We start from the raw sequence: 13957 nt of genomic DNA, 5'->3' as shown, positions 1-13957 counted from the left end.
CCGTCGTCGGTCACGCGGTACCACCGTTGCGCGTACGGGCACCGGTCGGCGGCACAGGGCTTTTCCGCGTCCGACCGCGTCCTTCGTGTACTCTTCCACGGTTGGCTTCTACGTCAACCAGTCCGCCCGACCTCTTCCGGTCGGATGAACCTTCGCGTGCGGCGACGTGCGCGATCCCGAGCGTCTTGAATGGAGTTACCGTGGCTTCCGTCTGCGACGTCTGCGGCAAGGGACCAGGGTTCGGTAACAGTGTTTCCCACTCGCACCGTCGCACCCGCCGCCGCTGGAACCCCAACATCCAGACCGTTCGCACCCGTGTGGGCGGCACGCCCAAGCGCGTGAACGCCTGCACCTCGTGCATCAAGGCCGGCAAGGTGGCCCGCTAGGGTCACCGCCCCTTCTGGATCTGTCGAAGGCCCCCGACCCTCGTGGTCGGGGGCCCTCGTCGTTTCCGGACGGCGGCTGGCGGCGGGCGCCCAAGGGCGTGCCCGTACCCCCGGGCCCGGGCACGGGCCGCGGCCTCAGAGCCGGCAGACGTGCCCGTTCAGGGAGCAGCGGACCGGGCTCTGCGGTACGCCCACGGCCTCGAAGGTGAGCGCGGTCGAGTCGCCGGGCTCCAGATCGTCCTGCCCCTCGGCCTGGCGGGCCAGGATGCCGCCCTCGATCTCCTGCCAGTCGGCGCCGGTGACCGCCGTGACCTCGGCGGAGTCGAAGGCCAGGGCCAGCTCCCAGGCGTCCAGCCTGGTCTGGGAGGTGTTGGTGACGGTGACGTGGCCGCTGAACCCGGTCGACGTGGAGTCCGTGATCCGGTAGACGACCGTTGTGGGCTCCGAACCCGCCTGTGTCCGCGGCCCCCTCGACCCGTCGCCGCCGGCGGCCGCGCCGCCCTCCGCCTCCGCGGAGGAGTCGTGCGTGGGACGGGAGCCGTCCTGGGCCCCGGGGGACTCGGCCGCGCCCGGGGTACCGCCGAACTGGAGGTAGATCTGGGTGGTGCTGTAGCCGAACAGGAGCAGGCCGAGGATGACCCCGGAGACGACGAGCACGTTGATCAGCTTCGGCGGTTCGACGCGCTTGGGAACCGTGCTCTCGACGAAGCCGCCGAGACGCCTCAGTACGCCCGCGTCCCTCGGCTCGCTGCGGTGCGCACCCCGGCGGGGACCGTCCCGCCAGTCCTGCCGCCCCATAACCCGCCCCTCGACGTTCCCGTCGCCCTCCACCGAGGGCTCCCGGCTCCGGCTGCCTCCCTCTGCGTCGCCCTTCGCCGCGTACGCCCTCACCCTTCTCGGTCAGTCGCTCACGGGATATCCCGCGGGGACCGCTGTGTTCCACGATCCGGGCACTCTGTCCGAAAGCGGCGTGAGCCACATTCGCAAAGCCTAGCGCGAGAGCTAAACAGGACAAATCCAAACAGGCTCATTTTCAGCGGAAATGGTCCCAGCCAGTACCGCCGGGCGGATGTCCGTCGACCGTGACCGGATTACCGCTTTTCCCCGCGGTCCCGTGCGCGGCCTCGACCACGGTCCCCACGCGGTGCCAGTGGTCGGGCAGCACGGTGTCCGGCGGGAAGGCGGCGGCGAGCGCGTGGTCCTCCCCTCCGGCGACCATCAGGTCGCGCGCCACCCGCTCCGCCCGCCCGGGTCCGGCGCCCAGGACGCGGACCGCCTCCAGCAGGGAGGGTTCAGGCCGCAGCGCCTCCGACTCCAGGTCGACGCGCACCCCGCTGGCCCGGCACACGTGGCCGAGGTCCTGGGCGAGGCCGTCGCTGACGTCGAGCATGGCGGTCGCCCCGAGCAGGGCCGCCTCGGCGCCCCGCGCGTAGGGCGGACTGGGCCTGCGGTGCTCGGACAGGCACTCGGCGGGGCCGTCGACGCCCCTCTCCAGCAGGGCGAGCCCCGCGGCGGACAGTCCCAGGTGGCCGGTGTAGGCGACCACGTCGCCGGGCCGGGCGCCGTCGCGGCGCACGGGCGCGCGCCCCTGGAGGTCGCCGAGCGCGGTGACGGCGATGGTGAGGGTGTCCGATCCCACCATGTCCCCGCCCACGACCGTGCCTCCCGAGACCGCGCACTCGTCGCGGACCCCGGCGGTGAACTCCTCCGCCCAGGAGACGGGGAGGTCGGCGGGCGCGGCGAAGCCGATGAGCAGGGCGGTGGGGCGGGCGCCCATGGCCGCGACGTCGGCGAAGTTCTGCGCGACGGCGCGGTGCCCCACGTCGCCGGCGGTGGACCACTCGCGCCGGAAGTGGCGTCCCTCGACCAGCAGGTCGGTGGTCGCCACCGTCCGGCCGTCGGGCGCGGCGACCACCGCCGCGTCGTCCCCCGGTCCGAGGATTACGTCGTCCGTCATGGGGAATTGGCTCGTCACACGCGTGATCAGAGCGAACTCCCCGAGACCCCCAATGGTGTTACGCACAGGGATCAGGGTACGGTGACGCTCCAGCGCGGTGGCCTGGACCCACGTTCGTCATCCGTTCGTCGTCGACCGCACCGCCGGCTCGGCCTGGAGCCGCTCGACTCCCACGCCCGGCACACACGAAGGAGTACCCATGGTGCAGGCATACATCCTGATCCAGACCGAGGTCGGGCAGGCCGCTGAGGTGGCGGGACGCATCCGGAGCATCGAGGGGGTCGAGAAGGCCCACGACGTGACCGGGCCCTACGATGTCATCGTCCAGGCCCGCGCCGAAGACGTCGACTCCCTGGGCGCCCTCGTGGTGGCCCGGATCCAGCGGTTGGACGGCATCGCCCGGACACTCACCTGTCCCATAGTCAATATCTGACGCGTCCCGTCGCGTCGTCCGAAGCGAGGTCCCTGTGAGGCGGTACGCGTACGCCGGAGCGGTCATGGCCGTCGCCTTGGCGGCGACGGGCTGCGGAGCGCAGACCGTGCGGATCGATCCTCCGGAGACGGATGCGGCGACCGCCGGGACCTGCGCGGACCTCGTCGCCGCCCTTCCCGACACCCTGCTGGACGCCGAGCGGGCGCGGGTGCGCCCCGAGTCGGACCTGACGGCGGCCTGGGGCGACCCTCCCATCGGGCTGCGCTGCGGTGTTGCCCGCCCCGCGGCCCTGGCGCCGGACTCCTACGTGGAGGAGGTCAACGGCGTGACGTGGCTGCCGCAGCCGCAGGACGCGCCCACCCTGTACACGGCGGTCGGCCGCGAGGCCTACGTGGAGCTGACGGTCCCCTCCGCCCACGGCAGCCCCGCCGCCGCGCTGTCGACGGTCAGCGACCTGGTCACCGAGCACGTGCCGCCGCTGCCCGAGGGGCGGCTCTGACCGGCTGTTCCCGGGGTCGGTGGACGACGCGTGCGGGGCCGCCGGCTCATGCCGACGGCCCCGCACGCTCGTGCCGCGGGGGCACGGAGGGATCACGACGTCAGGGAGCGGGCGGGAGGTCCCGTCACTGCTCCTCTGCGGTCGGCTCGTCCTCGGCCGCGCCGGAGGGGGCGTCGGAGGCCTCCGCCTCGTTCCCGGATCCCTCCCCGGCACCGGCGTCACCGCCCTCGGGACCCTCCATACCGCCGCTGGTGTCCACTCCGCCACCGCTGAGCATGGCGTCGATCTCGGCCGCGGTCTCCGACACCTGTCCGGAGCAGGAGGCGCCCGGCTCGGGGACGTCGGTGCCGCGCTCGTAGAGGCGCACGAAGCGCTGGAGGTTCTCGTCGCCGGCGGTCTCGGCGGAGATCTGGCGGCCCCAGCTGGAGGCCACGATCGGGGCGTCCATCTCACCCTCGTAGGGGCTGATCACCAGGTAGTCGCCGGGGCTGTACATCTCGTTCAGCGCCTGCACCTGGTCCTCGGGCAGGTCGGGCCGGTAGTTGATCCACACCGCGCCGTGCTCCAGGGAGTGCACCGCGAACTCGGAGGTCACCGGCTCGGGGTAGACCCCGCAGTTCTGCCAGGCGTTCCAGTGGTCGCCGCCCACGGGCGGGGTCTGCTCGTAGTCCACGCGCTGCCCCGTCTCGACGTGCTCGTAGGAGCCGACCTCGAACTCCTCCACGCCCGAGACCGTGCGGCTCCGGAACTCCATGAAGAGCAGGAATGCGAGCAGTCCCACAACCAGGACCACAGCGGTCGTCACACCGGCGATGGTGAGAACCTTGCGGCGTCGTTCCTCTCGAAGGCGTTGCGCCTTCAGCTCGGCTGCTCGGCGGCGACGCTCCTCCGCCGTCTTCTTCTTGGCCACGGGGTCTCCTGGGGTGGGTGGTGACAAAAGGGACTTACCTATCCTCTACTTTGGCACCACAGCTGTGCGATTCGACCAGGATGGTTCCCATGGAACACAGAAACGGCCCCGCGCCCGGAGCCGTCGACGGCGTCGAGGACGCCGAAGACGGGCACACGTGGGCGGATGACGGGACGGCGCACGAGGATGCGTCACCGAAGGTGTCCCTGCGCTCGGTACCGACATGGATCGCTGTGGTCCTGCTCGTACTGGCCCTGGGAGCGGGCTACCTGCTGGGGCGCCCGTCCCACCCGCTGGACACCAGCCCGGACGCCGGGTTCCTACGCGACATGAGCGCGCACCACGCCCAGGCCGTGGACATGTCGATGATCATCCTGGACAAGACCGAGGACTCGGAACTGGACACGGTGGCCACCGACATCGCCCGCACCCAGCAGGCCCAGATCGGGATCATGCAGGGATGGCTGATGGCCTGGGACCTGAACTCGCGCGGCACGCGGTCCTCGATGGCCTGGATGGAGGGCCACGACCACGGCGGCGGCGGGGAGGTCCCCGACACCATGCCGGGCCTGGCCTCCTCCGAGGAGATGGTGGCCCTGGAGGAAGCCGAGGGCGTGGAGGCGGAGATCCTCTTCCTGGAGCTGATGATCGCCCACCACGAGGGCGGCATCGACATGGCCCAGGCCGAGGTGGACCTGGGCGAGAAGGACCTGGTCGTCGACCTCGCCCAGGGGATGATCGAGGCCCAGCAGACCGAGATCGACCTGATGGAGAACATGATCGACAAGCGCGAGGGCGGCGCGGAGGACTGATCCCGCGCCCGGCCACCGGCGGCGGCGCGCTCCCCGGCGAGGGGGCGCGCCGCCGTCGTACGTGCACGCCCCGTACGTAGGACGTCCCCGGACGTGGACGCCCCCGCCCGTGGCCGCCGGCGCCGGGGAGCGCGCGCACTCGCGTGTGTCCGAACCCACACGGGTGCTTCTCCGGCCCCTCCCCGACCGCCCCGCCACGGCTCCGCCCCAGGTGGGAGCGGTCCGGGCACTCCGCTCCTCGTGGGAAGCGGCGCCCCGAAGGGCCCTCCCTCCCCCGGGGAGACGTACGGAACACCCCTTTCGCCCGGGGCGGATGGCGCTACGACAGCCTGTAGAACTACAGTTTGTAGTACTACCGATGGTCGGTCATGAGAGGCGGATATGGAAGCCCTTGAACTCGCGCGGTGGCAGTTCGGTGTCACCACGATCTACCACTTCCTGTTCGTACCCCTGACCATCGGGCTGTCGTTCATCGTGGCCGTGCTCCAGACCCTCTGGTACCGCACCGGCAGGCACGAGTACCTCCAGGCCACCCAGTTCTTCGGCAAGCTGTTCCTGATCAACTTCGCCATGGGCGTGGTCACCGGCATCGTGCAGGAGTTCCAGTTCGGCATGAACTGGAGCGAGTACTCCCGCTTCGTCGGCGACGTGTTCGGCGCGCCGCTGGCCATGGAGGCCCTGCTCGCCTTCTTCCTGGAGTCCACCTTCATCGGCCTGTGGATCTTCGGCTGGCACCGGCTGCCCCGGGGCGCGCACCTGGCGTGCATCTGGCTGGTCGCCGTCGGCACCAACCTCTCGGCGTACTTCATCCTCGCCGCCAACGCCTGGATGCGGCACCCCGTCGGCTTCACGGTCAACGAGGAGACCGGCCGCGCCGAGCTCACCGACATCCTGGCCGTGCTCGGCAACGACCAGGCCTGGTCCACCTACCTGCACACCGTCTCGGCCGCCTTCGTCACCGCCGGGCTGTTCGTGGTCGCGGTCAGCGCCTACAAGCTCTGGCGCAACAGCCACCACAACGACACCGGCGTCGCCGGGGTGGTCCCGCCCAAGGGCGACTTCGCCCTGTTCCGCGGCGCCCTCAAGGTCGGCCTGGTCTTCACCCTGGCCGCCGGCGCTCTGGTGGTCTTCTCCGGCGACCACCAGGCCAAGCTCGCCGCCCAGTACGAGCCGATGAAGCTCGCCGCCGCCGAGGCCCTGTGGGAGACCGAGGAGGGCGCGGCCTTCTCCGCGCTGGCCGTCGGCGACACCGAGGAGCGGTACAACCCCATCGACATCACCATTCCCAACGTGCTCAGCTTCCTCGCCACCGGCGAGTTCGACGGCGAGGTACACGGGATGAACAACCTCCAGGAGGCCTACGAGGAGTACTACGGCCCCGGGAACTACACCCCCAACGTGTTCGTCGTGTACTGGTCCTTCCGCCTGATGATGGGCCTCGGCATGTTCGGGGTCGCGTTCGCCGCACTGGGCCTCTACCTCACCCGGGGCAGGGAGCGCACGCCCACCGGCAAGTGGTTCTACTACGCGGCGATGCTCGCCCTGCCCGCGGCCCTGGCCGCCAACATCTTCGGCTGGGTGCTCACCGAGATGGGCCGCCAGCCCTGGACCGTGCACGGCGAACTGCTCACCGCGGCCAGCGTCTCCCCCGGCGTCAGCCTGGGCGCCGTCGCCACGACCCTGGCCGGGTTCACGGCCGTGTACGGGCTGCTCTTCGTCGTCGAGGTCGGACTGCTGCTCAAGTACGTCAAGGCCGGCCCCTCGCACCTCGTCCCCGACCTGGAGGACGACGAGGACGAGTCCCGGATCCCGCACTTCAGCTACTAGGAGCCACGGACCATGGAACTGACCGTCATCTGGTTCATCGCCATCTCGGTCCTGTGGACCGGGTACTTCGTCCTGGAGGGGTTCGACTTCGGGGTGGGCACGCTCATGTCGTTCATGGGCGGGCGGGACTCCGTCGACCGCCGGGTCGCCCTCAACTCCATCGGCCCGGTCTGGGACGCCAACGAGGTGTGGCTGATCACCGCGCTCGGCGCCACGTTCGCCGCCTTCCCTGCCTGGTACGCCTCCCTGCTCAGCGGGTTCTACGCCCCGATGTTCCTCATCCTCGTCGCGCTCATCCTGCGCGGCGTGGCCTTCGAGTACCGGGGCAAGCGCGACAGCGCCCCCTGGCGCGCCTGGTGGGACCGGGCGATCCTCCTCGGCAGCGTCCTGCCCGCCTTCCTGTGGGGCGTGGTGTTCGCCAACATCGTCCGGGGGGTGGCCATGGACGCCGACCAGGTTGTCACCGCCTCCGTGCCGGACCTGCTCAACCCCTACGCCCTGCTCGGTGGACTGACGACGCTGTCGCTGTTCACCCTGCACGGAGCGGTCTTCCTGACCCTCAAGACCGACGGGCCGGTGCGGGTGCGCGCGCGGCGGGCCGCCCTGTGGGCCGCGTGCGCCGCGGTCCCCTCCGGCACGCTCTTCCTGGCGTGGACCCAGCTCGCGCACGGCGGCGGGACGCGCACCCTGCCGCTCGTCCTGATCGCCGCCACGGCCCTGGTGGGCGGGGTCGCGGCGGCCTGGCACCGCCGCGAGGGATGGTCGTTCGCCTTCACGGCGGTGACCGTCCTGACGGTGTTCGCGGCCCTGTTCGGATCGCTGTTCCCGAACGTGCTGCCCTCCACCACCGACCCGGCGTTCGGCCTGACCGTGTCCAACGCGTCCTCGGCCGAGTACACGCTCACCCTCATGTCGTGGGTGGCGGTGGTGTTCCTGCCGCTCGTGCTGCTCTACCAGGGGTGGAGCTACTGGGTGTTCCGCCGCAGGGTGACCGGGGAGACCGTCACCGGAGCGACCGTCACCCGGGGCGAGGACCGGGACGGAAGGCCCGAGCCCGCCGTCTGAGCCCGACACCGGGGCGCCCGGCCGGTGCACGGGTCCGGGTGGATACTGGGGCCGTCGCCCGCCCCGGTCCTTCGGACCCGCACCGTGCCGCCACGAGGCCCCGCATCCGTACCGAACACCCGCACACCCGGCCGAGACGATCGAGACGATGCCGTGAGGTCCCGCGCGTATGAAGCCCCTTGACCCGCGCCTGGTGCGTACCGCCGACGCGGTCCGGACACACCTGGCCGTCTCCGTGGCCTGCGGAGTACTCGTCACCGGCCTGATCCTGGCCCAGGCCTGGCTGCTCGCCCGCGCCATCAGCGGCGCCTGGCGGGGCGAGGGGCTGGACACCCTGGGCTGGGTGATCGGCTCGGTCGCGGCCATCGCCGTGGCCCGGGCCCTGCTGTCCTACCTCGCCGAGACCTCCGCGCTGCACAGCGCCGCGCGCACCAAGTCGCAGCTGCGCCGCCGCCTGGTGGCGCACGTGACCGGGTCGGGCAGGGTGTGGACGGCCGGGCCGGGCTCCGACACGGACCAGGGATCGCCCAGGGCGGGCGAACTGGTCACCCTGGCCACCCGCGGCCTGGACGCGCTCGACGACTACTTCGCCCGCTACCTGCCCCAGCTGGTCCTGGCCGCGATCGTGCCGCTCGCCGTCCTGGCCGTGGTGTTCTGGGCCGACTGGATCTCGGGGGCCGTCGTCCTGGTGACGCTGCCGCTGATCCCGGTCTTCATGGCGCTGATCGGCATGCACACGCGACAGCGCACCGAACGGCAGTGGCGACTGCTGAGCCGGTTGGGCGGGCACTTCCTCGACGTGGTGGAGGGCCTGCCGACCCTGGCCGTGTTCCGCCGGGCCAAGGCGCAGGCGGCCCTCCTCCGCGAGGTGGGCGAGGAGCACCGCCTGGCGACGATGGGGACGCTGCGGATCGCGTTCCTGTCGGCGTTCGCCCTGGAACTGCTGTCCACCCTGGCCGTGGCACTGGTCGCGGTCGAGGTGGGACTGCGCCTGCTGGGCGGCTACATGGACTACCAGACGGCGCTGCTGGTGCTCATCCTGGCGCCGGAGGCGTACCTGCCGCTGCGCGAGGTGGGCGCCCGGTTCCACGCGAGCATGGAGGGCGTGGCCGCGGCCGAGCAGGTCTTCGCCGAGCTGGACCGCGGGCGCGGCGTACCCGTCCGTCGCGACGGGGCGGCGGGCGGCGCGGCCGTCGACACGGCCGACGGTGCGGTGGGGAAGGCGGCCGGCGAAGCCCCTGCCGCGGCCCCTCCCCCGGCCACCGGGCGGCCCGCGCCCGCCGCCGGCGGCGACATCCGCTTCGAGGGCGTGGAACTGCTCTACCCGGGCCGGGACGTACCCGCTCTCTCCGGACTGGACCTGGAGGTGGCGGCCGGGGAACACCTGCTGCTCACCGGCCCCAGCGGCGCGGGCAAGTCCACCCTGCTGTCGCTGCTGCTGCGGCTGACCGAACCCACACGGGGCCGGATCAGCGTGCGCGCGCCCGGCGGGCGGTGGGAGCCGCTGGAGGCGGCTTCGGCCCACGACTGGCGGCTGGGCACCGCCTGGGTGCCCCAGAACCCCTACCTGTTCGACGTGTCCGTGGCCGACAACATCCGGCTGGGCGCACCGGAGGCCTCCATGGAGCGGGTGCGCGAGGCGGCCCGTCTGGCCGAGGCCGACGCGTTCGTGTCCGCGCTCCCGGACGGGTACCACACCCGGCTCGGCGAGCGCGGCGCACGGCTGTCGGCCGGGCAGCGGCAGCGGATCGCCCTGGCCCGGGCGATGTGCCGGGACGCCCCGCTGGTACTGCTGGACGAGCCGACCGCCCACCTGGACCCGGAGAACGCGGCGGCGGTGCGCACGGCCGTCGCCCGGCTCCTGCGGGGCCGGACCGCCGTCATCGTCGCCCACGACACCGGCTGGGCCCGTGAGGCCTTCGGCGGCACCCTGCGCACCGTGTCGCTGCCGCTGCCCACCCAGGAAGGGAGCGTGTCGCGATGAGCTCCGACACCACCGTCCCCGCCGACCCGCTCCCGGTGCCCGAGCGCGAGCGCCGCCGCGACCCGCTGCTGCGGATGACCGCACTGGCCCGGCCGCGCGGAAGCCGGTTCGCGCTGGGCGTGCTGCTGGGCGCCGCCGCGACCGGCGCGGGGGTGGCCCTGCTGAGCCTGGCCGCGTGGATGCTGGCCGTCGCCGCCGACCACCCGCCGATCACCGCGCTCGGCGTGGCCGTGGTCGCCACCCGCGCGCTGGGGGTGGGCCGCGGGGTCGCCCGCTACCTGGAGCGGCTGGTCACCCACGACGCCGCGTTCCGCACGCTGGCCGAGGTGCGGGTGCGGGTCTACGAACGGCTCGCCGCGACCGAGCCGTTCGGCCGCTTCCGGACCGGCGACCTGGTGTCCCGGCTGGTCAGCGACACCGAGGCCACCCTCGACCTGCTGGTGCGCGGACTGACGCCGCCGCTGGTCTCGGTGGTGACGGGCGGTGCCACGGTCCTGTTCCTGACCGCTCTCCACCTACCGGGCGGACTCCTGCTGGCGGCGGGACTGCTGCTGGCCGGGCTCGCCGTGCCGCTGGCCGCCGCCGCGCTGAGCCGGGGACCGGGCAGGCGCCAGGCCAGGGCGCGCGGAGAGCTGTCGACGGCGCTGGTGGACACGCTGCACGGGGCACCGGACCTGGTCGCCTACGGCGCCATGGAGCGGCAGGTGGAGCGGGTGAACGCGGCCGACGCCGAGCTGACCCGGCTGGCGCGCGGGGACTCGGCGCTGCTGGGGCTGGGCGCCGGCGCGAGCGCGCTGATCACCGGACTGACCGTGTGGGGCTCCCTGTTCCTGGGCGTGGCCGCGGTGGAGGGCGGCGCGCTGGACGCGGTGTCCCTGGCGGTGCTGGTGCTGACGACGCTGGCGGCGTTCGAGATCGTGGCGCCGCTGCCCGCCGTGGCGGCGAGGCTGGGGGCGATCCGGGCCGGCGGGGCCCGGCTGTTCGGGGTGCTGGACACCCCGGCCGGAACCGCGCCGCCCACCCGCGCGGGCCTGGACGTCGAGGGCGACGCGACGGTCCGGGTGCGGGACCTGCGGGTGCGGTACGGACCCGGGGAGCCGTGGGCCCTGGACGGGGTGGACCTGGAGATCCCCGCCGGGTGGACGGTGGCGGTGATCGGGCCGAGCGGTGCCGGCAAGAGCACGTTGGCGTCTGTGCTGCTGCGGTTCCGGGACCCGGACGGGGGACGGGTGGAGATCGGCGGGGAGGACATCACGGCGTATCCGGCGGACGAGGTCCGCGGGGTGGTGTCGGGGGTACCCCAGGACCCGCACGTGTTCGCGTCGACCCTGCGCGAGAACCTGCGGCTGGCCCGGCCCGGCGCCGGGGACGGGGAGCTGTGGGAGGCGCTGCGGCGCGCGCGGCTGGCCGGCGAGGTGGCGGCGACGCCCCTGGGGCTGGACACACAGGTGGGCACGCACGGCCTTGGGCTGAGCGGTGGGATGGTGCAGCGGTTGGCGCTGGCCCGGGCCGTGCTGGCGTCGCCCCGGGTGCTGGTGCTGGACGAGCCGACCGCCCATCTGGACCCGGACACGCGCGACGCGGTGGTGGAGGACCTGCTGGCCGCCGCCGAGGGGTTCTCCACCCTGTTGATCACGCACGACCTGACGGGCCTGGACCGGGTGGACCGGATCTACGTGGTGCGCGACGGACGGGTGCTGCAACAGGGGACCCACGAGGAGCTGTCCCGCCAGGAGGGGTGGTACCGCGACGTGGGCACGGACTGAATTCCGCGAAACCATATCGCTCCGAACTCGAGTTCGCTATCTTCTCTCCAGGAGCCAACGATCCCAGGATGGCCATGGAAGAGAAGCACACCGGGCTGCACAGCGAAACACGAATATCCATGGCGGATGGCACACGAAAGCGCCTCGTCCACGTCAGAAGTAGTGATGAAGTGCTTGGAACTGACCATGATGCTCGCGTCGTCTCGACCCATGTATCCGAAGTGCGCCGCGAAGAACCGGGATATTCCTGGACAAAACTTTCGGGACGACGACTGCGAGCGGGGCGCGGAAGCTCCTTCTTCTCCTTGATGTCCGGCTCCGAACACCGCGTCTGGTCACCAGGGACAGACACCTACACACCGGTTGGAGAGTACTCACCCAGCCAGCGGATCACGCTGCTGCGCAGTGAACTGGACCTGACCCCCTGTCAGCGCTCCGTACTGCTGGGGAAACTGCTGGGTGACGGTCACCTCCACAGGGCCAAGTCCGGAAGCGCGTCCGTCGTGTGGGGCCATCGGCAAGCCGACGAAGAGTATGTCCGATGGACTTTGCGGGCTATCGGTGATCTTGCCAGCCCCAGTACACGGACGTTGACCAGTGGTTATGGCTCAACCATCATTACCGCGCGCTCGACCTTCCATCCGAGTGTGTCGGAGCACTTCGGAGAAATGACCGATAATGGAAGGAAAAGGGTTCCGCCCGGGGTTGCCGAGCACCTCGATCCGATCGCCCTCGCGTTCTGGTACATGGACGATGGGTCACTCTGCCACATAGCAGGCCAAGAGGATAGGGCATCACTTTCCACGTGCGGTTTCGATGAGGACGACTGCCTCGTGCTCATGACCGGGCTACGCAGACTCGGCATCGCAGGGACTCTCATGCGAGATGGCCGGGGATACCTCACTATTCGCCTCAACGTTGTCGCCGCGGAACGGTTGTTCCTGCTTGTCGCTCCTTATGTCCCTCCTGCGATGCAACGGAAGCTCCCACAACGCTATCGCGGCCATGACGGATGGCTCCCCCCAGCCGGAAAGCGGCAGTTCAAGCCGCAGCTTGTACCCCAGCTGGTGGAACACGTCGAGAGCGACGCTCAGAGCAGGAAGCCCGCTTCGCGTACTCCAGGACGCTGCTCAATCACTACTGGTACACGAAATCTCTTCGCAAACGGTCTCCTCGTCCATGACTCATCCTGAGAGCCTCAAGCCCTGGATCTGACACCGGGGCCGGGTTCCTCTAGTGTTCCCCCGTGGCCAATCCTGTTCGTGAGTTCCTCGGTGGTGTCGGTACCCTCCTGCGCGGTTTCACCCTGCTGCTGCGCAGACCACGCCTGTTCATGCTCGCCGCCCTGCCCGCGCTGATCACGTCACTGCTGTTCCTGGCGCTGTTCGTGCTCCTGGTGGTGAACCTGACCGACATCGTCGGCTGGGCGACCCCCTTCGCCGACGGCTGGGATCCCGTGTGGCGGGGACTGGTGCGCGGCGCCGTGTCCGTGGCGCTCCTGGCCGGGTCGTTCCTGCTGATGGTGGTGGCGTTCACGACCGTCACGCTGACCCTGGGCGGGCCGATCTACGACAAGGTCACCGAACTGGTGGAGAAGGAGCTGGGCAACGACCCCGGCGAACTGGACGAGTCGCTGATGACGTCGATGTGGCGGTCGATCCGCCAGTCGCTGGCGATCGTGGCGATGTCCCTGCTCGTGACGGTGGCCGTGTTCGCGATCGGTTTCGTCCCGCTGGTGGGCCAGGTGGTCGGTCCGGTGCTGGCCGCCCTGCTGGGCGGGTGGCTGCTGGGGATCGAGCTGCTGACGAGCGCGTTCGACCGCCGGAACCTGCTGACCATCCGCGAGAGGCGCAGGCACATGAAGACGCGGCGGGCCCGGGTGCTGGGCTACGTGGTGCCGACGTACTTCCTGCTGGCGATCCCGTTCCTCGCCGTCCTGGTGTTCCCCGCCGCCGTCGCGGGCGCGGTGTTCCTCACCCGCGACCTGGTCCCCGCGGCCCCGCACCGGCCGGGGCCCGGAGGCGCCGTGACCGGCCCGGACGCCCCCGGCGGACCCGGGGCCTGAACCCGGAAAGCCCCGTGCCCAGCGGCCCGGGCCCCTCCCCACGGGCCTCCCCGAGAACGGTCCGGGCGTCCACGGGGTTCTGGAGGCGTCGGACGTGCGATGAACAAGTACTGCGGCCGTAGGCCGTCGTCTGAGGGTGGCGGCGGGCGACGGCGTGGGCACGAGCCATCGCACGGGAGGCGCCGAAGGTTCCCGTTCTCCGGACACCCGAACAAGAAAGAACCGCGCGCAGCGTCCGTTGAGGGTGGTGGCG

Annotated in this window: 13 protein-coding genes; 10 read left to right on the top strand and 3 right to left on the bottom strand. The window is 71.4% G+C overall.

Annotated features, from left to right (window positions below; all coding sequences use genetic code 11):
- The first annotated feature begins 200 nt into the window (after nucleotides 1-200).
- Nucleotides 201-386 carry a 50S ribosomal protein L28 gene (gene rpmB / locus NOSIN_RS00980; RefSeq protein WP_073704548.1) on the top strand — a complete coding sequence of 62 codons (186 nt, stop codon included), beginning with the start codon at nucleotides 201-203 and terminating at the stop codon, nucleotides 384-386.
- Between the two features lie 135 nt (nucleotides 387-521).
- On the opposite strand, the gene NOSIN_RS00975 is transcribed toward rpmB, so the two are convergent.
- A complete protein-coding gene (locus tag NOSIN_RS00975; protein WP_077688924.1) occupies nucleotides 522-1184 on the bottom strand; it encodes a cellulose binding domain-containing protein in 663 nt (220 codons plus the stop codon).
- A 235-nt stretch (nucleotides 1185-1419) separates the two neighbouring features.
- Nucleotides 1420-2409 carry a thiamine-phosphate kinase gene (locus NOSIN_RS00970; protein WP_077688923.1) on the bottom strand — a complete coding sequence of 330 codons (990 nt, stop codon included), beginning with the start codon at nucleotides 2407-2409 and terminating at the stop codon, nucleotides 1420-1422.
- A gap of 133 nt (nucleotides 2410-2542) precedes the next feature.
- Between NOSIN_RS00970 and NOSIN_RS00965 the strand changes: the two genes are divergently transcribed.
- Nucleotides 2543-2776: an Lrp/AsnC family transcriptional regulator gene (locus NOSIN_RS00965; protein WP_077688922.1), complete on the top strand. Its 234-nt coding sequence runs from the start codon at nucleotides 2543-2545 to the stop codon at nucleotides 2774-2776.
- 64 nt (nucleotides 2777-2840) lie between these two features.
- Nucleotides 2841-3275: a DUF3515 domain-containing protein gene (locus tag NOSIN_RS00960; protein WP_077688921.1), complete on the top strand. Its 435-nt coding sequence runs from the start codon at nucleotides 2841-2843 to the stop codon at nucleotides 3273-3275.
- Between the two features lie 124 nt (nucleotides 3276-3399).
- Here the strand turns inward: NOSIN_RS00960 and NOSIN_RS00955 are convergent, their stop codons facing one another.
- Nucleotides 3400-4185 carry a DUF3105 domain-containing protein gene (locus NOSIN_RS00955; protein WP_077688920.1) on the bottom strand — a complete coding sequence of 262 codons (786 nt, stop codon included), beginning with the start codon at nucleotides 4183-4185 and terminating at the stop codon, nucleotides 3400-3402.
- 89 nt (nucleotides 4186-4274) lie between these two features.
- On the opposite strand from NOSIN_RS00955, the gene NOSIN_RS00950 reads away from it, so the two are divergent.
- The 7 genes from NOSIN_RS00950 (at nucleotide 4275) to NOSIN_RS00920 (ending at nucleotide 13704) form a co-directional block, all read left to right on the top strand.
- The gene (locus tag NOSIN_RS00950; RefSeq protein ID WP_077688919.1) at nucleotides 4275-4997 is read left to right on the top strand and encodes a DUF305 domain-containing protein; all 723 of its coding nucleotides are present in this window, start codon (nucleotides 4275-4277) and stop codon (nucleotides 4995-4997) included.
- 381 nt (nucleotides 4998-5378) lie between these two features.
- The gene (locus NOSIN_RS00945; RefSeq protein ID WP_077688918.1) at nucleotides 5379-6824 is read left to right on the top strand and encodes a cytochrome ubiquinol oxidase subunit I; all 1446 of its coding nucleotides are present in this window, start codon (nucleotides 5379-5381) and stop codon (nucleotides 6822-6824) included.
- A gap of 12 nt (nucleotides 6825-6836) precedes the next feature.
- Nucleotides 6837-7889, top strand: coding sequence for a cytochrome d ubiquinol oxidase subunit II (gene cydB, locus NOSIN_RS00940; protein WP_077688917.1), 1053 nt, complete (start codon nucleotides 6837-6839; stop codon nucleotides 7887-7889).
- A 169-nt stretch (nucleotides 7890-8058) separates the two neighbouring features.
- Nucleotides 8059-9873: a thiol reductant ABC exporter subunit CydD gene (cydD, locus tag NOSIN_RS00935; protein WP_077688916.1), complete on the top strand. Its 1815-nt coding sequence runs from the start codon at nucleotides 8059-8061 to the stop codon at nucleotides 9871-9873.
- Nucleotides 9870-11639, top strand: a complete 1770-nt coding sequence (gene cydC, locus NOSIN_RS00930) for a thiol reductant ABC exporter subunit CydC (RefSeq protein ID WP_077688915.1) — start codon at nucleotides 9870-9872, stop codon at nucleotides 11637-11639. The genes cydD and cydC overlap by 4 nt, the downstream gene beginning before the upstream one ends.
- A gap of 68 nt (nucleotides 11640-11707) precedes the next feature.
- Entirely contained in the window at nucleotides 11708-12832 is a 1125-nt protein-coding gene (locus NOSIN_RS28150) for a hypothetical protein (protein WP_077688914.1), read from the top strand.
- 53 nt (nucleotides 12833-12885) lie between these two features.
- Nucleotides 12886-13704 carry an EI24 domain-containing protein gene (locus NOSIN_RS00920; protein WP_077688913.1) on the top strand — a complete coding sequence of 273 codons (819 nt, stop codon included), beginning with the start codon at nucleotides 12886-12888 and terminating at the stop codon, nucleotides 13702-13704.
- Nucleotides 13705-13957: the final 253 nt, after the last annotated feature.

Source organism: Nocardiopsis sinuspersici (assembly GCF_001998325.1).
GTDB lineage: Bacteria > Actinomycetota > Actinomycetes > Streptosporangiales > Streptosporangiaceae > Nocardiopsis > Nocardiopsis sinuspersici.
The sequence above is the reverse complement of the archived record's forward strand: the minus strand, read 5'-3'. Positions and strand labels throughout refer to the sequence as shown.

What these genes read in the sequence shown, in the direction of transcription:
- NOSIN_RS00975 (WP_077688924.1), bottom strand. Translation starts at nt 1,184, where the DNA reads ATGGGGCGGCAGGACTGGCGGGACGGTCCCCGCCGGGGTGCGCACCGC.
- NOSIN_RS00965 (WP_077688922.1), top strand. Translation starts at nt 2,543, where the DNA reads ATGGTGCAGGCATACATCCTGATCCAGACCGAGGTCGGGCAGGCCGCT.
- NOSIN_RS00960 (WP_077688921.1), top strand. Translation starts at nt 2,841, where the DNA reads ATGGCCGTCGCCTTGGCGGCGACGGGCTGCGGAGCGCAGACCGTGCGG.
- NOSIN_RS00950 (WP_077688919.1), top strand. Translation starts at nt 4,275, where the DNA reads ATGGAACACAGAAACGGCCCCGCGCCCGGAGCCGTCGACGGCGTCGAG.
- NOSIN_RS00945 (WP_077688918.1), top strand. Translation starts at nt 5,379, where the DNA reads ATGGAAGCCCTTGAACTCGCGCGGTGGCAGTTCGGTGTCACCACGATC.
- cydB (WP_077688917.1), top strand. Translation starts at nt 6,837, where the DNA reads ATGGAACTGACCGTCATCTGGTTCATCGCCATCTCGGTCCTGTGGACC.
- cydD (WP_077688916.1), top strand. Translation starts at nt 8,059, where the DNA reads ATGAAGCCCCTTGACCCGCGCCTGGTGCGTACCGCCGACGCGGTCCGG.
- cydC (WP_077688915.1), top strand. Translation starts at nt 9,870, where the DNA reads ATGAGCTCCGACACCACCGTCCCCGCCGACCCGCTCCCGGTGCCCGAG.
- NOSIN_RS28150 (WP_077688914.1), top strand. Translation starts at nt 11,708, where the DNA reads ATGGCCATGGAAGAGAAGCACACCGGGCTGCACAGCGAAACACGAATA.